Raw genomic sequence first — 16,961 nt, forward strand, 5'->3', positions numbered from 1 at the left:
CAAGGCGACCGAAGCCGTGCCCGCGTGGTCGCCGGCGCGGCCGAGCGTGCCGCGTCAACGGTTATCCCTCACGCACACGACAGGATACCTATGACGACGGCAGTGATCGCGGGCGTCGGGCCGGGACTCGGGGAGTCGGTCGCACGGAAGTTCGCCGCCGGAGGCTGTTCGGTGGGACTGCTCGCACGCAGCGACGAGTACCTTGACGACCTCGCCGCTGATCTCCCGACAGAGACGACGGCGATAGCGACCGACCTGCGCGACCCCGCAGACATCGCGACGGCGTTCGAGCGGATTCGGGAGACGCTCGGCCCGGTCGACATCCTCGTGAACCACGCGAGCGCCGCCTCGTGGACGGGGCTGATGGACACCTCCCTCGACGCGTTCGACCGCGCGTACGAGGTCGGTCCGCGGGCAGACTTCTTGTGTGCGCAGGCGGCCGTCCACGATATGCTGGACGAGGGTGGCGACGGAGATGGCCCCGGCGGAACGATTATCTTCACCGGCGCGACCACGTCCGTCCGCGGGCGGGAGGGCGCAGTCGGATTCTCGATGGCGAAGTTCGGGTCGCGCGGCCTCGCGGAGTCGATGGCGCGAGAACTCGGACCGAAGGGCGTCCACGTCGCCCACGTCGTCATCGACGGCGGAATCCTCGGCCCAGATGTGGAGACAGACACCCCTGAACAGTATCTCGACCCAGGGGCCATCGCGGAGTCGTACTGGCACCTCGTCCAGCAGGATCGGAGCGCGTGGACGCTCGAACTCGACCTCCGGCCGCACGTCGAGGAGTTCTAATCGGGCGGCGCGTGCCGTGCGGTGGTGGTACCCGGTCGTTCGCTTCTAGGCGACGGGACGATTCACGGCCCGACGTGGAGGGAAAGGTTCATCCGCCAAACCGCCCCGACATTCTCCTAGTCGCCGGCGCGGTCCCGGACGACACGACGACCGCGAGGACCGCGCCACCCGAACCCTACCACACCCGATCCACCCCACCCCCACAGCACCCAATAAATGAAAGTCGCAGACGCCGTCCCGGAGTTCGCCGACGCGTTCGGATTCGAGGAGTTCAATCGGATGCAACGGGAGGCACTCCCAGCCATCCTCGACCGCGACGAGAACGTCGTCGCGGCCGCACCGACCGCCTCGGGCAAGACGGCGCTCGCGGAACTGGCGATCTGTGAGACGCTAAAGGAGGGCGGCACCGCCCTGTTCATTGCGCCGCTTCGCGCCCTGACCAACGAGAAGGAAGCCGAGTGGGAGCGCTTCGAGGAGTTGGGCTACTCAGTGTACGTCGTCACCGGCGAACGTGACCTCAACCCTCGCCGCGCGGAGCGAGCGGACATTCTCGTGATGACGCCCGAGAAGACCGACTCCGCGACCCGGAAACACGAGTCCGCACGCTACGGCTTCATTACCGACGTCGACTGCTGCGTCATCGACGAGGTCCACCTCCTCGACTCTGACAAGCGCGGGGCAGTGCTGGAGGTCACGGTCTCGCGTCTCCGCCGCATCTGTGATCCGCGCGTCGTCGCCCTCTCGGCGACGATGCCGAACGTCGACGACGTGGCAGAGTGGCTCGACGCCCCGCCCGAGACGACCTTCGAGTTCGGCGACGAGTACCGGCCGGTCGACCTCGAGACGGGCGTGAAGACGTACACCCACGGCGACAACTCCTTCGCCGACAAGTACCGCCGCCTGTACCGTGCGCTCGATTTAGCAGAGCCACACATCCGCGAGGAGGGACAGGCGCTCGTGTTCGTCTCCTCGCGACAGGACACCGTGATGGCCGCGAAGAAGGCCCGCGACGAGGTGGGCGAACGCGACCTCGAGATGGGCGCCCGCGGCGACTACGACTTCCACAACGCCGCGAAGGAACTCGACAACGACACCCTCCGTCACTCCGTCGTCGACGGCGTTGCCTTCCACCACGCCGGCCTCTCGAAGAACGACAAGGACCGCGTGGAGCAGTGGTTCAAAGAGGGGAAGATCCAACTCCTCTTTTCCACCTCGACGCTCGCGTGGGGGGTGAACCTCCCCGCTCGCTGTGTCGTCATCCGCGACACGAAACACCACGACCCGCTGGAAGGCGAGGTGGACATCAGCCCCCTCGACGTCCTCCAGATGCTCGGCCGCGCGGGTCGCCCCGGCTACGACGACGTCGGCTACGGCTGGGTCGTCTGCGACCGCGCGGACGCCGACAAGTACCGAAGCCTCCTGCGCGAGGGCAAAGAGATCGAGTCCCGCCTCGCGGAGGACATCGACTCGCATCTCAACGCCGAAATCGCCCTCGGCACCATCTCCGGCCTCGACGACGTGATGGACTGGCTGGAGACCACCTTCTACTTCGTCCGCGCGGCGACGAAACCCGAGGCGTACGACTTCGAGGGCGTCCGCGACCGCGTGCGTGAGACGCTGGAGTCGCTCGTCGACCGCGGCTTCGTCGAGACGGACGAACAGTTGGGCATCGAGGCAACGACGCTCGGTCGCCTCGCCTCGAAGTACTACCTCCGGATGGAGACGGCCCAGCGCTTCGCCGGTCTCGCCGACCGCGACACCATCGACGAAGGGGCGGTCCTCCACGCCGTCGCCTCCGCTGCGGAGTTCGACTCTGCCTCTGCACGCTCCGCGGAGGCGGACGCCGTCGACCGCGTCCTCTCTGGTATCGACACCAGTCTGGAGGGTGGCAACCGGAAGGTGCTCGCTATCCTCCACGCCGCCGTCCGTGGGTCGACGCCCTCGGACCTGCGCGCTGACGCGTGGATCATCCGGCAGAACGCGCTCCGCCTCCTCGCGGCCCTCCGGGAGTTCGCCGACGCGTTCGCCGGCGCGCGTGCGGCCAACCTCGTTCGCCGCGTCGAAGCGCGGGTCGACCACGGCGTCAAGCGCGAGGCAGTCGGCCTCACCGCCATCGAAGGCGTCGGCTCCGGCCGCGCAGAGTCGCTGTCTGCGGGGGGCCTCACCACGCCGGCAGACGTCGTCGACGCCGGGAGCGAGCGACTCACCCGCGCGGGCCTCTCTGAGGGCGTCGCCGACCGCGTGCTCCGACAGGCGAAGGACCTGCCGAACGCCGTTGTCGAGTGGGGCGCGTTCCCCGACCACATCGCGACCGCAGAAAACGAGATGCTGGAGGTGACGGTTCGCAACGTCGGCGGCCCTGCCCGCGCGGGTATCCGCGTGACGGCCAACGACGTCGAGATGACCGAGAAGACGCTGTACTTCACCGACGAGACGACCGTTCCCGTCGGCGTGTTCGGCGCGCCCGGCGAAGACGAGATGCGCTACGAGGTGGAGGTCGTCTACCCCGAACTGCCGTTGCTCCCCGAGACGGACTCCCGCATCGTCCGCGTGGACTGACGGACCGCGTCGTACAGCACCTCGGGATCGGTTCTGTCGACGACTTCGTCGGCCGCCGAGAGGTCGGTCTCTGCGTTGTGCGCGTCGCGGACGGCGATGGTGTACGCGCCCGACCGCGCCGCGCCGAGGACGCCGTTCGCGGAGTCTTCGATCACGACTGCGCGAGCAGGGACGCCGCCCAGATCTGCGATGGCGGCCTCGAACAGGCCCGGTTCGGGCTTCCCCGCGCCGTCGAACTCCTCGGCGGGCGCGATCAGGTCGAACGAGAGGTCGAAGCGGTCGAGGACGACATCGATCCAGTCGCGCGGCGACGACGACACCAGCGCCACGGGGACGCCCTCACGGCGGAGTTCCTCGACGAACGCACGAGCGCCGTTGAGGAGGTCGACTTGTTCCCCGTAGATGGTCTCGGCCGTCTCGTCGTACAGGTTCATGAATTCGGACTTACTCACTGTCGTCTCGTACTCGGCGTCAAGGTAGTCGTATATTTCGCCGTAGTACATCCCCGTCACCTCGTCCAGATCCGGGTGGTCACCGTCGAGGACGCGCGGCAGAATCTCCTCGCGTTCGGCCGCGTGCCAGTAGTCCTCGGAGTCGACGAGGACGCCGTCCATGTCGAAGCAGACGACGACGGGGGCAGAGCCGTCGCTCGCTTCCGCCTGTTCGGTTCCCGGCGCGGAGTCGGGGGTGTCGCTCGTGTCGGCAGCGTCGGTCGTCGACGGGGAGTCGGTGCCACCCGCCGCCTCGGCGTCGTCGCCGCCGGAGGATTCAGACATACCCGAAGATTCCAGCGCGAAGGGATGGTCGTTGCGGCTACGAGGGTCCAAATACGAACCCGCACCAGCCGGCGTATGCCGCCGACCGCAACCGTCCTCGCGGGCGACTGTACGACCGAGTTCATCCCGGCAACCGACGACCGCCGCGTCCACCGCGGGCGCGTCGTCGTCCTCGCGAAACCCGACCGCACGCTCCTCGTCCACGACCGCTCCGGCTACCAGCCCGTAGCGTGGCTCACCCGCGCCGACTCGCTGACCGTCGAGGCCGACGACGACGGCTTCGCGATCACCGCCCGCGACGGCGACCGGACGCTCTCGGTGCGTTCACACGGCGCTGGCGAGACGGTCGAAGTTCCAATCTCCGCCGCAGGCACGCCGGTCGGTGAGTGCCCGGACTCCGACTGCGGCGCGGCGCTGGTCCGAACCGGCGGCGACGTGGTCTGTCTCGGCTGTGGCGATGCCTACGGCCTCCCGGCGGGCGCGTCCGTCCGCGACGACGCGACCTGCGAGGACTGCGGTCTCCCCGTGATGGAGGTCGCCCGCGGCGAGCAGTTTCGGCTGTGTATCGACTACGCCTGCGACTCGCTGACCGACGCCGTCCGCGAGACGCTGGACCGCCGCTTCGACTGTCCCGACTGCGGGCGCGACCTCTGCGTGCGCGAACACCGCGGCCGGGCGTTCCTCGGCTGTGACGGCTATCCCGACTGCGAGACGGCCTTCTCGGTCCCCGCAGGCACGCTCGCGGTGACGTGTCTCTGCGGCCTCCCGCGGTTCGAGACGGCGACCGGCGTGCGCTGTCTCGACGGGACCTGCGAGCGCGAGCGAGAGACCGGGACGGCGGGCGGCGACGGAACCTGAGGAACGCAGTTCTCGTTCGCCATCCGACCGCGTCACGGCGTGGCACAGTCAAGCACGCGACCACAGCCCATATACGCGAACCGCGACCACTCACACCCGATGAACGCGACACTCGACGGCGACGTCGTCCACGCCCGCGGCGACGCCCGCCAGCGGTTTCACGACGCCCGCGGCTACGGCCGGGCCGACGGCCCGGAGGTGACGCTGGCGCGAGTGGAGGCCGCACACCTCCTGTATCGCGGCGACCTCGACGCCGTCTCGGGGATGGAGTTCCGCGCGTTCCTGCGCGACTCCGTCGCCGCCGAACCCGGCTTCGCCACTCGCTTTCTCGTGTACGCCGACCTGCGCGAACGCGGCTTCTACCTCGCGCCTGCCCGCGAAGGATGGCCGGGAAGCGATGCCGCCGCGAGCGACGGGGACGCCGACATCCTCGTGTTCGAACGCGGCGAGAAGCCGGGTGGCCCCGTCGCCCACCGCGTGCGCGTCGTCGGTGAGCGTGAACGCCTCACCCTCGCCGACCTGGGCGACGTGACACTCGCGGTCGTCGACGAGGAGAGCGAGGTGTCGTACTTCGGCTGCACGCCCGACGGCGGCTTCGAGGGCGCGACCGACTACGACCTCCCGGCCGGCGTGGAGGCGGACCTCCTCGACGACCGCGTCGTCTGCTGGTCGCCGCCGCCCGCGCTCTACGAGTCCGCCTTCTACGGCCAACCCGTCTCCGGCCGTGACGACGCCGACGTGGCGGCGCTGCAACTCTCGCTGGTCGAGGCCGCTGACCTCGCGGCCCGCGGCGCCATCGACGTGGCAGAGTCGACGGTCGTCGAACGCGGTCGCGAGGTAGAGGGCGAGCGGTTCGACCGCCGCCTCGCGGTGTACCGGGAACTCCGCGACCGCGACGTGGTGCCGAAGACGGGCTACAAGTTCGGCGCAGACTTCCGCACGTACGACGCCGTCGAGACCGTGTCGAACCTCCCGCACTCCGAGCGCCTGGTGCGCGTGGTTCCCCCGAACCACCGAGTCCATCCGCGGGAACTGGCGCTGGACGTGCGACTGGCCGGCGGCGTGCGGAAGCGAATGGTTTTTGCGCTCGCCGGAGACGACTCGAACGACTACCTGACGGTCGAGCGACTCACCCCATGAGCGACGACGACACCAGCCCCGACCGGGGCACCGACATCGACGAACAGACGGAGCGTGCGCGAACCGACGGCGGAACGGGCGTGGCGCTCGACCCGTGGGGCTCTGCGACCGTCGCGGACTACCGCGACCTCTTCGAGGAGTTCGGTATCGAGGAGTTCGAGGAGATTATCGACGAGGTTCCGAACCCTCACTACTTGATGCGCCGTGGCGTCATCTTCGGGCACCGCGACTACGGCGCGGTCGCCCGAGCGCTCGCCAACGACGAACCTGCCGCCGCACTCTCGGGGTTTATGCCCACGGGCGACCCCCACATCGGGCACAAACTCGTCTTCGACGAACTGATCTACCACCAACAGCAGGGCGCGGACACCTACGGCCTCATCGCGGACTTGGAAGCCCACTCCGCCCGCGGGATGACGTGGGAGGAGATCGACAAACACGCCCGCGACTACCTCCTCTCGCTGCTCGCACTCGGGTTCGACCCCGAGGAAGGCGAACTGTACCGGCAGTCGACGAATCGTCGACTGCAGGATCTGGCTTTCGAGTTGGGGTCGAACGCCCGCTTCGCGGAGTTCCAGTCCATCTACGGCTTCGACGGGAGCACCTCGGTCTCGCACATGCAGTCGGTCGTCACGCAGATGGCCGACATCCTCTATCCGCAACTGGACGAACCCAAGCCGACGGTCATCCCGGTTGGCCCCGACCAGGATCCGCACGTCCGCTTCGCCCGCGACATCGCGGTGAAGACGCGCTACTTCAAGGTGACCGAGGCGTTCGCCAGTCCGGAGTTCGACGCCGCCGAACGCGTCCTCGTCCGGCGAGCGTACGACGAACGCGACGAGTGGGCAGACGATCCCGAGCAGCCGCGGTGTGAGGACGCCGCCGCCTACCTCCACGCTGCCGAGGTGGACGAGGAATTCCGCGCGGCCCGTTCACATGCCGTCGAGAAGTTGGAGAACGCCGGAATGGAGCCGCTTCGCCCCCGGACGCGCTTCCTCGACCGCAACGCCGACGAGCAGGCGTTCGAGGCGCTCATCGAGGCGGTGCCCGGCGAGAAGCGCGTGTTCGACGCGCACATCGACTCCTTCGAGTTAGATCGAGGAGAGGCGGAAGAACTCGCTCGCGAGGTGGAAGTCGACAACGGTGGCTTCGGCTTCTACACGCCGTCGTCCATCTACCACCGCTTTATGACCGGCCTCACGGGCGGGAAGATGTCCTCCTCCATCGAAGCGAGTCACATCTCCCTGCTCGACGACCCCGAGGAGGGGTACGACAAGGTGAAGTCGGCGACGACCGGCGGCCGCGAGACGGCCGAGAAACAGCGCGAACTCGGCGGGAAGGCCGACGAGTGCCCCGTCTACGAACTGTACGCCTACCTGCTCGCGAACGACGACGACGGCCTCGCAGAGGAGGTGTACGAGGAGTGCGTCGGCGGCGAGCGTCTCTGTGGCGGTTGTAAGGAGCAGGCGGCGACGCTGATGCAGGAGTTCCTGAAAGAGCATCAAGAGCAGCGCGAGGAGGCGAAAGAACTGCTCTCGGAGTTAGATATCGACCTCGACGTCGACGCCTCGCGGCGGGGCGTCCCCGGCGACGAGGACGAGTAGCGAGAGAGGACGAGCGAAGCGGGTGAGACCACGGCTACTGGCGGCGAGAGATTCGTTCTGACCAGGCCAGAAGAACAGTGTCGGCCAACGTCACACGCCGAGATAGCGCCGCGTCCGCGGGAGCAACTGCCGGTAGCCGACGAGGTACACGCCCCAGAACAGCGCGAGCGCCCCGAGCACGAAGTCGACGACTGCGAAGTTCGTCTGTGCGGCGGCGAACGCTCTCAGCGCGTCGTACTCGAACACGACCCCGGCGACTGTCAGGAGAATCGACGCCGACGCGACGACGACGTACTCCGCGACCAGCCACGCGGTGTCGAACAACGATGACTGCATACTCAGGAGACGGTAGTTCACATATAAGCGACTTTCGCTATTCCGAAAAACAGATGCCGTCTGGTGTGAACGACCGAATATGAGCGGACGATACGGAGACCTCGACTATCCGAAACTGACGAAGACGAGCGTCGCGGGATTTCTCGCGCTGTTCGTCCTCACGGCAGGGATCAACGCGTGGCTGGCCATCTCCGGGACAGCCGTTCCCGCGTGGGAAGAGACGCTGCTCGTCGACGTGGAGATTCTCTCGGTGCTCGGAATCTTCTTGTCGGTGTTCGTGTTCGGCATCGCGCTACCGCTGACAGAGTAACCGAGACTGCCGGCCGACCTCAGAACGCGACCCACTCCCCGTCTCCCTCATCGGCTTCGCGCCACAGGTAGTTCGCGGTCGCCGTGTCCAACACCGCCGAACCGACGCTGTCGACGACAAGTATCTCGTCGTCGCGTTCTCTGCCGGCGTCGCCCTCGAACACCACCGACAGCGGCGTGAGTCGCTCGGGGTCGACGTCGTTGTCGACGATATCTCCGATGCTCGCCACCTCCTCGGGAACGTCGGCGAACACCTGCCCCGCGCGGTCGAACGTCACTCGGTCGAGTTCGCACATCTCCGCCTCGTACGCGCCGACCGCGATTACGAGCGCTCCGTCCGCGAGGAGACCACCGGAGAACACGGGCGTCCCGCTGGTGGTCGCGGTGATGACCACGTCCGCATCGGTGACCGCAGATTCCGGCGAGTCGACCGCCTCGGCGTCGATACCCTCGTCGCGGAGGTCGGCCGCACAGCTCTCACGAGAGTCGGGCGTCGGCGAGTAAATCCGCGCCGACGCGACCCCGCGAGCGGCGTCGATAGCGCGGGTCTGCCACCGCGCCTGTTGGCCCGCCCCGATCACCGCGAGGTCGACCGAACTCGATCCGGCGGCGAGTTCCCGTGCCGCGAGACCGCCGATACAGCCAGTTCGAGCGTTCGTGATGCGTTCGCCTGCGAACAGCGCCAGCGGTTCGCCGGTCCCGGCGTCGGTGAGCACCACCTGCGCCTGCACTGTCGGGCGGTCGGTGTCGGCGTTTCCGGGGTGGACCGACGCGAGTTTCGTCGCGTAGGCGGGATCGCCGTGGACGTACGCCGGCATCGTCAGCCCCGTCCCCGCCGGGTCGCTCCGGCCGTCCAGTCCCGTCCCGACCGGGAAGTGTGGGCGGTCGGGACGCTCCACCTCGCCGCGTCCCTGCTTCAGAAACGCCGTCTCGACGACACCGAGGAGATCGTCGAGCGAGAGGAGTGCGGCGACAGCGTCGTCGTCGAAGACGTGCATACACGGAGGTCGGCGGCGTGGGACTTCGGTGTTTCCTCGTCGAGGTGGCCCCGGCGACTGGTCGAGCAACTGATCGAACCTCGACCCCCGCCAGCGGCAACGCTCTTGTGAAGTGGTCACATGGGTCGGCGTATGAACATCGCCGTCGTCGGGGGAGGAATCGTCGGGGTCGCAAGCGCGTACGAACTCGCCGCTCGCGGAGTTGAGGTGACGCTCCTCGAACGGGGGAGCCTCGGCGCGGGCAGCACCGACCGCGCCCTCGGCGGCATCCGCTCGCAGTTTTCTACCCGCGTCAACGTGGAGTTCTCCGTCGCCTCCATCGAGGTGTGGGACTTGTTCGAGGAGCGATTCGGCACGGACATCGACCGTCGACGCACGGGCTATCTGTTCTGCACTCGCGACGCCGACACCGCCGACGCCTTCGCCGACCAGGTCGCGATGCAAAACGAGTACGGCGTCTCCAGTCGCCTCGTCGACCCCGCGGAGGCGACGGAGTTGTGTCCGGGGTTGCGTAGCGAGGAGTTCGTCGCCGCCACCTACTGCCCAGCAGACAGTTTCGCCGACCCGCACCTCGCGTTGCAGGGGTACGCCGGTGCCGCCCGCGAGGCCGGCGTCGAGATTCGGACGAACACCGCAGTATCGGGACTCGATCCGCGTGAATCGGGCGTCCGCGTCGGCCTCGCGAACGGCGAGTCGCTGACGGTCGACTACGCGGTCAACGCGGCTGGTGCGTGGGCACCTCGCCTCGCGGAGACGGCGGGCTACGACCTGCCCATCGTTCCCCACCGCCGGCAGACGGCCGTCGTAGACCCGGAGCGCCCGGTTCCCGAGTCCGATCCGCTCGTCATCGACGCGGATACGACCGCCCATTTCCGCCCCGAACGCGACGGCCGCGCGGTCGTCGGCGGGCACTTCGCAACAGACGACCCGGTCGCGGACGCCGACCGCTTCTCTGAGAAGGCCGACACCGACTGGGCGGTCGAGGCGGTCGAACGGGTCGGCGAGTTCACAGACTACTTCGGCCCCGAGAGCCGTCTCGCCGGCGGATGGGCGGGCCTGTACGCCGTGACGCCGGACCACCACGCCATCGTCGAGGAGTCGGTGCCGGGCGTCGTCACCGCCGCCGGGTTCTCCGGCCACGGCTTCCAACACGCTCCCGCGACGGCGAAGGTCGTCGCCGAACTCGTCGTAGACGGCGAAGCGTCTACGGTCGACGTGTCCGACCTCGACCGCGGGCGCTTCGACCGTGGTGAGACGGTCACCGAGCGAAACGTGGCCTGAAGCAGTGAGACGCGAGCGCCGAGCGTTCAGGCGCTACTCGACTCGTCGGTCGGTTCGTCGAACTCGGTGAGTTCGGACTCCGGATCCGCCTCTTCGTCGTCGCGGCGGAGGCGCGTGGGGTCGGTCTCGGTCGGTTTGTCGAACTCCTCGTTGAGCAACGCGCCGAGGAAGCCCCCGGCAGCGCCGAGGACGCCGCCGTACAGCGCCGTGAGCAGGAGGATGAGGAGGAAGAACACGAACGCGACCAACAGCGCCGACCGCTGGCCGGGACCGGCGATGACGAACACCGACGCGACGAGCGTCCCGAAGAGCGCACCGGGAACGGCCGCGAGTAGTCCCGAGAGGCCACCAACTTTCGCCCCTTCGGTCCGGTCGGGGCCGTGGAGGTAGCCGGCGGCCGCGCCGCCGATGGCCGGCGAAAACGGGAGGAAGAACGTCACGAGCGTTATCGCCGCGCCGATGATCGCGTGTTTCAGCGTGTCGTCACTGGAGGACATACGTCGAGGTGTCGTCGCCCTGGGTCATAAACATCAGTTCGACGAGCGGTGGGAGACGGCGACAGACGACGGAGGGCGACCAGCGAGTACGACCACCGGCGTCGACGCCGGCCGAACGCTTTTGTCGGCGGCTACCCGTCGCTCGTGTATGGCAACCGGACCCGCCACGACGCCGCAGGCACCGTACCCGACCACCGACCGGGACGGGTCCGCCTTCTTCTTCCCGCGCCGTTGACCCCGGCGGACCGGCGGCACGTCCGAGGGGGCGTGCCCGCGCGAAACCGAGTTCCGGGTCGCTCGGCGCGAGACGACCGGCGACTGGCACGACGCCGCGCCGGAACGACACGACTAACCACCGACCGATACGACACGCACACAATCGAATGCGACTCCCACAGGCGCAGGTCGCGTTGCTGGAAGCCGCCAGCGCGACCGACGCGAAGACCATCGAACAGTTAGCCGAGGACACCGACCTGAAGCCGGAGACGGTCACGCGCGCCGCCTTCGACCTCCGCGACGAAGGCCTCGTGAGCGTCGACGAACGCGTCGAGGAGTCGGCTACCCTCACCGACGAGGGCGAGACGTACCTCGACGCCGAACTCCCCGAGGTGCGCCTCCACCGCGCCGCTCGCGACGCCGACGGCCCCCTCGGGATGGGCGAGGCCATCGGCGCGGCCGGCCTCGAAGGTCCCGAAGTCGACATCGCCCTCGCCAACTACGCGCGGAAGGGCTACGGCGTCGTCGACTCCGGCGAAGTGACCGCGAACGAGGACGCCGACCCCGACGCTGACGAGGAGGCCGCCGCCCTCGCTGCACTCGCAGACGGCGACGCCGTCGACGACGCGGACCTACTGGGTCGATTGGAGAGCCGTGGTCTCGTCGCCCTCGACGAGCGAACCGTCCGCTCGGTGACGCTCACCGACGACGGTGTCACCGCCCTGATGGAGGGCGTTGAGGCCGCCGAGACGGTTGACCGACTCACGCCCGAACTGCTCACGAGCGGCGAGTGGGAGGACGTCGAGTTCGCCGAGTACAACGTCGAGGCCGACGCACCCGCCGTCGAGGGCGGGCGTCAACACGTCCTGCGCTCGATGTCCGAGCGAGTGAAAGACGTCCTCGTTGGGATGGGCTTCCAGGAGATGGACGGCCCCCACGCCGACGCGGACTTCTGGATCAACGATTGCCTGTTCATGCCGCAGGACCACCCGGCACGCACTCACTGGGACCGGTTCGCCCTCGACGTGCCGCCCGTCCGTGACCTCCCGGAGGGCCTCGTCGACCGCGTGGAGGCGACCCACCGGGACGGCATCGGCGAGGACGGCGACGGCTACCACTCGCCGTGGTCGGAGGACTTCGCCCGCGCCATCGCACTTCGCGGCCACACCACGTCGCTGTCGATGCGCTACCTCTCGGGGTACGCGAACGCCGACATCGACCCGCCGAAGCGCTACTTCTCGGTGGAGAAGGCGTACCGCAACGACACCCTCGACGCGACGCACCTGCTGGAGTTCTACCAGATCGAAGGGTGGGTGATGGCCGAGGATCTCTCGGTGCGTGAGTTGATGGGCACGTTCGAGGAGTTCTACCGGCAGTTCGGCATCGAAGAGATCCGATTCAAGCCTCACTACAACCCCTACACGGAGCCGAGTTTCGAGTTGTTCGGCGAACACCCGGAGACGGGCGAGGAGATCGAGATCGGCAACTCGGGGATGTTCCGCGACGAAGTGCTCGAAACCCTCGGCATCGAGTGTGACGTGATGGCGTGGGGGCTCGCCTTGGAGCGTCTCGCGATGCTCACGACCGGCGCGGAAGACATCCGCGACCTACACGGCACGCTTGCAGACCTTGAGTTCCTGCGGAACGCGGAGGTGACCTACTGATGCCAGTCGTTGACATCGACACGGACGAACTGCGAGGATTGACCGGCGCAGACAAGAGTGACGAGGAGTTCAAGTCCGACCTGTTCGCCCTCGGTCTGGAGTACGAGGGCGACACGGAAGACGGCCTCCTCCAGTTCGAGTTCGGACCGGATCGCTTGGATCGGCTCTCGGTCGAGGGTGTCGCTCGCTCGCTGCGTTACCAGTACGGCGAGGACCGCGGCGTGTACGTCCCGAAGACGAACGACGCCGACTGGACCATCGAGGTCGACCCCTCGGTGCCCGAGGAGCGCCCGTACGTCACCGGCGCGGTCGTCCGCGGCGTCAACCTCGACGAGTCCGGCCTCGACTCGCTCATCCAGTTGCAAGAGAAACTCCACGCGACGATGGGCCGCGGCCGCGCGAAAGGCGCTATCGGCGTCCACGACCTGACGATGCTGAAAGGGCAGGCGCTCACCGAAGAATCGGAGCCGTCCGGGACGATAAACGCCGCCTCGGCGGATCTGGGTGCGACCGAGAAGACCGTCACCTACCGCGGCGTCGACCCCGAGGGCGACCGCTTCGTCCCCCTCGACTCCAACGCCGAGATGACGCCCGCGGACGTCCTCACCGACCACCCGATCGGTGACAAGTACGCCGACCTCGTCGAGGACCTCGACCGCTACCCGGCGATCTACGACGAACTCGGCCTGTTTTCGTTCCCGCCGGTAATCAACGGGTCGCGCACGGAGGTCGACACCGGCTCTCGCGACCTGTTCATCGAACTCACCGGGACCGACCAGTGGACCATCGACAAGATGTGCGTCATCCTCTGTTACGCGCTCTCCGCTCGCGGCGGCACCGTCGAGGAGGTGCAGGTCGACTACCAAGACGGCGCGACGTACCCCGACGAGTACGGTCCGGAACTGATCCGGCCGGATCTGGACACCGACGAGAAGTCCGTCACCCACGACCGCATCGAGACGATGCTCGGTGTCGAACTGGAGCGCGAGGAGGTCGTCGACCTGTTCGAGCGCTCCGGACTGGACGCTGCCTACTCGCTCGGCGAGGAGGAGACGGTGTATGACGTGACGATTCCGCCGTACCGCGTCGACGTGCTCCACCCGCTCGACCTCATTGACGACGTTGGCCGAGCGTACGGCTTCAACGAACTCGAACCGACGTACCCCGACACCGGTACCATCGGCGGCCGCCACGAACGCTCCCGACTCGGGCGAGCGGTCCGCACGAGTCTCATCGGCCTCGGCTTCGAGGACATGCTCAACTTCCACATGACCTCGGCCACCGAGAACTACGAGCGGATGGGTGTCGAGGAACGCGACCCCGGCGACGACCTGGCGGACGCGCCGCTTGGCGCAGAGCCACGCGCCGAGATCACCAGCCCGTACAGCGAGGACTACACCCAACTGCGGACGTGGGCGCTCCCCTCGCTGGTGCAGGTACTGGAGAACAACACCCATCGGTCGTACCCGCAAGACCTCTCGGAGGTCGGCTTCGTCGCTCACCGCGACGACGACGTCAACACCCGCGTCGCCGAAGACCGCCACGTCGCGGGTGTGCTGGCGCGGACGGACGCCACCTACGAGGACGCGAAAGCCCGCGTGCAGGCCGTCTGCAACGACTTCGACGCCGAGTTGGAGACGCCCGCGACGGAGCACCCGAGTTTCCTCCCCGGCCGCGTCGCCGCCGTCGTCGTCGACGGCGAACGCGTCGGCGTCGTCGGCGAACTCCACCCCGAAGTGCTCGTAGACCGCGACATGGAAGTGCCAGTCGCGGCGTTCGAGTTCTCGCTGTCGGCGCTGCAGTAGGGCGTCGCCGACGCCACGGCCCCGGATTCACCACCGTGGGCGACGGTGTCACACGGCCCGAAACGTAATTCTACGGCTCCTCGCAGACCCTATATGGAACTGGTCGAAGCCACTGTCGACGACCTCGATGCGCTGATCGACCGCTGGTACGACCTCGCGACGGCGATGGAGGACCACTCAGAACTGAACAAACTCGTCTACGAGGACGCCAAAGATGTTCCCGACGACGGCTTTCGCGCCCACCTCGACGCCGACGACGTGACCGACTACCTCGTCGTCGACGAGGGAGAGACGATCGGATTTCTCACGCTGTCGGCAGGCGAGCACCCGTCTCGCCGCTACTCACGGTACCTTCGAATCGTGAACCTCGCTATCGACGAGGCTCACCGCGGACAGGGCCACGGTACGGCGGTCGTCGACCGTGTCAGAGAACGTGCTCGCGAACGCGGCTGTGACCACCTGAAGGTCTCCTGTGAGTGGGGCAACGAGGGCGCTCGTCGGTTCTACCGCGACACGGGGTTCGAACCGAAACAGGTGGAGTACGCACAGCCGTTGGAGTGACGCGATTGTCGGGAGCGTCGTAGATCGCACCACCGGCACTTCGGGGCTGCCTCTACCCTCTCGTCAGGAGACATCGGAGGTGGGACGCACCCCTCGCCGGTAACTCCGGACGAAGGCGTACACCACGCCGAGGGCGCCGCCGACGGCGAGCACGCCGGGACCGACGCCGAGAGAGATCTCGTTGGGTGTGTCGACGAACGAGAACACGTACGTGACTGTCCCCGGCGTCCCGATCGTCAGCGAGTCGACGCCGAGCGTCGACAAGAGGAGCGGGCCGCCGATGGCGAGGAGGACCGCCACGACGAATGCGGCGACGGCCGCTCCAGACAGCGCGTCCCACGCGAGCGTTGCGATCGACAATCGCCGCGGACGGTCGGTCTCGCGGCCTATGATCCGAACGCCCTTTTCGTGGTCGACGATCCGGATGTGGGCAGGATACCCCAGCACCGAAATGGTCATCCAGACGTCCGCGACCGCGCCCGCGGCGTTCAGCGTCAGCGGGACGACCAGCCACCCCCACTCCAACAGGAGCATCGCTGGGACGCCGACCGCCGACAGGACCACCAGCGGCGTCAAGAGAACGACAATAAACTGATCGCGGGAGAACTCGTGGTCGGTCGTCGCGTAGGCGTACGGGAGGATGAAGTGAGCGACGCCGACACCGTATCGGGGCTCGCCGCCGTAGTACCGGATCGCCAGCCCGTGTAGCCACTCGTGCGGGGCGAGGATGGCCGTGGCGAGGAAGACGAGGACGAAGATGTTCACGCCGACCGCGAGCCAACCGAGCGAGGCCGGCGCGAACTGGAGCGAAACAGACTCGCCGGTTCCTATGCGGTAGATGCCGCTGAACACCGCCCACCAGACGACCATCCCGAGCGTGCTGACGGCCGTCATCTGGATCGTGAGTCCGCGAGTGAGTTCGAGATCGGCGAGAACGCGGTCGGCAGATGAGATGCTCATCTCACGTCCGCCGTCCCGGCGGCGGCAGATAAAGATTCAGCCGATCCCCGTACCGCCCGAGCGTGGGGCCAACGATGGAGAGGCGAGGGGAACACCTTTCACGTCATCCGCCGCAGGCACGCGTATGAGCCTGACCGTCGAACGCGTGCTGGTCCCCGTGGACGGCAGCGACGAGTCACTCGTGGCGGTCGAGTACGCCGTCACTGTCGCCGAACGGTACGACGCGCAGGTACACGCGGTGTACGTCCTCGGCGAGGAAGTGGTCCGTGCCATCGAGGAGACAGTCGTCAACCACGACGAAGTCGCGGAGGACACAGAGGCGTTCACCGACACCGTCCGTAAGGTGGCCGAGGCCGAGGGCGTCCCAGTCTCCTCGTCTATCGCCTACGGCTTCTCGACGCGACGCAAGACTACCCACCCGGGGTCGGTCATCCTCGACACCGCCGAAGACGTCGACGCCGACTTCATCGTCATCCCGCGGGAACCGCTGACGGGCGAACCCGGCGAGGTGCTGGAGAAGGCCGCCGAGTACGTGTTGCTGTACGCAAGTCAGCCGGTGCTGTCTGTCTGAGCGAATAGCCAAAAACCGCGTTCTGTGGGCG

The 16,961-nt window shown here is 67.6% G+C and carries 16 protein-coding genes; 11 read left to right on the plus strand and 5 right to left on the minus strand.

Going from position 1 to position 16,961, the window contains the following annotated elements; genetic code table 11:
* Positions 1 to 90 precede the first annotated feature (90 nt).
* Complete coding sequence (locus P0D77_RS02715; protein WP_277554626.1) at positions 91 to 795, plus strand: SDR family NAD(P)-dependent oxidoreductase; 705 nt, start codon at positions 91 to 93, stop codon at positions 793 to 795.
* 216 nt (positions 796 to 1,011) lie between these two features.
* Positions 1,012 to 3,354, plus strand: coding sequence for a DEAD/DEAH box helicase (locus tag P0D77_RS02720; protein ID WP_277554627.1), 2,343 nt, complete (start codon positions 1,012 to 1,014; stop codon positions 3,352 to 3,354).
* On the opposite strand, the gene P0D77_RS02725 is transcribed toward P0D77_RS02720, so the two are convergent.
* Positions 3,297 to 4,130: an HAD family hydrolase gene (locus P0D77_RS02725; protein ID WP_277554628.1), complete on the minus strand. Its 834-nt coding sequence runs from the start codon at positions 4,128 to 4,130 to the stop codon at positions 3,297 to 3,299. The two genes, P0D77_RS02720 and P0D77_RS02725, sit on opposite strands and share 58 nt — an antisense overlap.
* Before the next feature lie 75 nt (positions 4,131 to 4,205).
* Between P0D77_RS02725 and P0D77_RS02730 the strand changes: the two genes are divergently transcribed.
* The 3 genes from P0D77_RS02730 to P0D77_RS02740 all read left to right on the plus strand — a co-directional run bounded on the left by P0D77_RS02730 (position 4,206) and on the right by P0D77_RS02740 (position 7,732).
* Positions 4,206 to 4,988, plus strand: coding sequence for a topoisomerase DNA-binding C4 zinc finger domain-containing protein (locus tag P0D77_RS02730; protein WP_277554629.1), 783 nt, complete (start codon positions 4,206 to 4,208; stop codon positions 4,986 to 4,988).
* A 99-nt stretch (positions 4,989 to 5,087) separates the two neighbouring features.
* On the plus strand, positions 5,088 to 6,128 hold the full coding sequence (gene endA / locus P0D77_RS02735; RefSeq protein WP_277554630.1) for a tRNA-intron lyase: 1,041 nt from the start codon (positions 5,088 to 5,090) through the stop codon (positions 6,126 to 6,128).
* Positions 6,125 to 7,732, plus strand: a complete 1,608-nt coding sequence (locus tag P0D77_RS02740) for a tryptophan--tRNA ligase (RefSeq protein ID WP_277554631.1) — start codon at positions 6,125 to 6,127, stop codon at positions 7,730 to 7,732. The genes endA and P0D77_RS02740 overlap by 4 nt, the downstream gene beginning before the upstream one ends.
* Before the next feature lie 90 nt (positions 7,733 to 7,822).
* Here the strand turns inward: P0D77_RS02740 and P0D77_RS02745 are convergent, their stop codons facing one another.
* The gene (locus P0D77_RS02745; protein ID WP_277554632.1) at positions 7,823 to 8,068 is read right to left on the minus strand and encodes a DUF8151 family protein; all 246 of its coding nucleotides are present in this window, start codon (positions 8,066 to 8,068) and stop codon (positions 7,823 to 7,825) included.
* Between the two features lie 79 nt (positions 8,069 to 8,147).
* Here P0D77_RS02745 and P0D77_RS02750 point away from each other — a divergent pair, with 79 nt between their 5' ends.
* The gene (locus tag P0D77_RS02750; protein WP_277554633.1) at positions 8,148 to 8,378 is read left to right on the plus strand and encodes a DUF7860 family protein; all 231 of its coding nucleotides are present in this window, start codon (positions 8,148 to 8,150) and stop codon (positions 8,376 to 8,378) included.
* Positions 8,379 to 8,397: 19 nt separating this feature from the next.
* Here P0D77_RS02750 and P0D77_RS02755 read toward each other — a convergent pair whose 3' ends face one another.
* On the minus strand, positions 8,398 to 9,375 hold the full coding sequence (locus P0D77_RS02755) for an ornithine cyclodeaminase family protein (protein ID WP_277554634.1): 978 nt from the start codon (positions 9,373 to 9,375) through the stop codon (positions 8,398 to 8,400).
* Between the two features lie 132 nt (positions 9,376 to 9,507).
* On the opposite strand from P0D77_RS02755, the gene P0D77_RS02760 reads away from it, so the two are divergent.
* Entirely contained in the window at positions 9,508 to 10,656 is a 1,149-nt protein-coding gene (locus tag P0D77_RS02760) for an NAD(P)/FAD-dependent oxidoreductase (RefSeq protein ID WP_277554635.1), read from the plus strand.
* Positions 10,657 to 10,682: 26 nt separating this feature from the next.
* Here P0D77_RS02760 and P0D77_RS02765 read toward each other — a convergent pair whose 3' ends face one another.
* Positions 10,683 to 11,153, minus strand: coding sequence for a DUF5518 domain-containing protein (locus P0D77_RS02765; RefSeq protein ID WP_277554636.1), 471 nt, complete (start codon positions 11,151 to 11,153; stop codon positions 10,683 to 10,685).
* Positions 11,154 to 11,536: 383 nt separating this feature from the next.
* Here P0D77_RS02765 and pheS point away from each other — a divergent pair, with 383 nt between their 5' ends.
* The 3 genes from pheS (at position 11,537) to P0D77_RS02780 (ending at position 15,399) form a co-directional block, all read left to right on the plus strand.
* A complete protein-coding gene (gene pheS / locus P0D77_RS02770) occupies positions 11,537 to 13,033 on the plus strand; it encodes a phenylalanine--tRNA ligase subunit alpha (RefSeq protein ID WP_277554637.1) in 1,497 nt (498 codons plus the stop codon).
* Positions 13,033 to 14,838: a phenylalanine--tRNA ligase subunit beta gene (gene pheT, locus P0D77_RS02775; protein WP_277554638.1), complete on the plus strand. Its 1,806-nt coding sequence runs from the start codon at positions 13,033 to 13,035 to the stop codon at positions 14,836 to 14,838. The genes pheS and pheT overlap by 1 nt, the downstream gene beginning before the upstream one ends.
* 93 nt (positions 14,839 to 14,931) lie before the next feature.
* Positions 14,932 to 15,399 carry a GNAT family N-acetyltransferase gene (locus tag P0D77_RS02780; protein WP_277554639.1) on the plus strand — a complete coding sequence of 156 codons (468 nt, stop codon included), beginning with the start codon at positions 14,932 to 14,934 and terminating at the stop codon, positions 15,397 to 15,399.
* Between the two features lie 63 nt (positions 15,400 to 15,462).
* Here the strand turns inward: P0D77_RS02780 and P0D77_RS02785 are convergent, their stop codons facing one another.
* Positions 15,463 to 16,359, minus strand: a complete 897-nt coding sequence (locus P0D77_RS02785) for a DUF3267 domain-containing protein (RefSeq protein WP_277554641.1) — start codon at positions 16,357 to 16,359, stop codon at positions 15,463 to 15,465.
* A 124-nt stretch (positions 16,360 to 16,483) separates the two neighbouring features.
* Between P0D77_RS02785 and P0D77_RS02790 the strand changes: the two genes are divergently transcribed.
* On the plus strand, positions 16,484 to 16,930 hold the full coding sequence (locus P0D77_RS02790; protein WP_277554642.1) for a universal stress protein: 447 nt from the start codon (positions 16,484 to 16,486) through the stop codon (positions 16,928 to 16,930).
* Positions 16,931 to 16,961: the final 31 nt, after the last annotated feature.

Source organism: Halobaculum limi, assembly GCF_029490015.1.
GTDB lineage: Archaea > Halobacteriota > Halobacteria > Halobacteriales > Haloferacaceae > Halobaculum > Halobaculum limi.

Excerpts from the sequence above, each read along its gene's own strand:
- P0D77_RS02715 (WP_277554626.1), top strand. The coding sequence starts at position 91 with ATGACGACGGCAGTGATCGCGGGCGTCGGGCCGGGACTCGGGGAGTCG.
- P0D77_RS02720 (WP_277554627.1), top strand. The coding sequence starts at position 1,012 with ATGAAAGTCGCAGACGCCGTCCCGGAGTTCGCCGACGCGTTCGGATTC.
- P0D77_RS02725 (WP_277554628.1), bottom strand. The coding sequence starts at position 4,130 with ATGTCTGAATCCTCCGGCGGCGACGACGCCGAGGCGGCGGGTGGCACC.
- P0D77_RS02730 (WP_277554629.1), top strand. The coding sequence starts at position 4,206 with ATGCCGCCGACCGCAACCGTCCTCGCGGGCGACTGTACGACCGAGTTC.
- endA (WP_277554630.1), top strand. The coding sequence starts at position 5,088 with ATGAACGCGACACTCGACGGCGACGTCGTCCACGCCCGCGGCGACGCC.
- P0D77_RS02740 (WP_277554631.1), top strand. The coding sequence starts at position 6,125 with ATGAGCGACGACGACACCAGCCCCGACCGGGGCACCGACATCGACGAA.
- P0D77_RS02745 (WP_277554632.1), bottom strand. The coding sequence starts at position 8,068 with ATGCAGTCATCGTTGTTCGACACCGCGTGGCTGGTCGCGGAGTACGTC.
- P0D77_RS02750 (WP_277554633.1), top strand. The coding sequence starts at position 8,148 with ATGAGCGGACGATACGGAGACCTCGACTATCCGAAACTGACGAAGACG.
- P0D77_RS02755 (WP_277554634.1), bottom strand. The coding sequence starts at position 9,375 with ATGCACGTCTTCGACGACGACGCTGTCGCCGCACTCCTCTCGCTCGAC.
- P0D77_RS02760 (WP_277554635.1), top strand. The coding sequence starts at position 9,508 with ATGAACATCGCCGTCGTCGGGGGAGGAATCGTCGGGGTCGCAAGCGCG.
- P0D77_RS02765 (WP_277554636.1), bottom strand. The coding sequence starts at position 11,153 with ATGTCCTCCAGTGACGACACGCTGAAACACGCGATCATCGGCGCGGCG.
- pheS (WP_277554637.1), top strand. The coding sequence starts at position 11,537 with ATGCGACTCCCACAGGCGCAGGTCGCGTTGCTGGAAGCCGCCAGCGCG.
- pheT (WP_277554638.1), top strand. The coding sequence starts at position 13,033 with ATGCCAGTCGTTGACATCGACACGGACGAACTGCGAGGATTGACCGGC.
- P0D77_RS02780 (WP_277554639.1), top strand. The coding sequence starts at position 14,932 with ATGGAACTGGTCGAAGCCACTGTCGACGACCTCGATGCGCTGATCGAC.
- P0D77_RS02785 (WP_277554641.1), bottom strand. The coding sequence starts at position 16,359 with ATGAGCATCTCATCTGCCGACCGCGTTCTCGCCGATCTCGAACTCACT.
- P0D77_RS02790 (WP_277554642.1), top strand. The coding sequence starts at position 16,484 with ATGAGCCTGACCGTCGAACGCGTGCTGGTCCCCGTGGACGGCAGCGAC.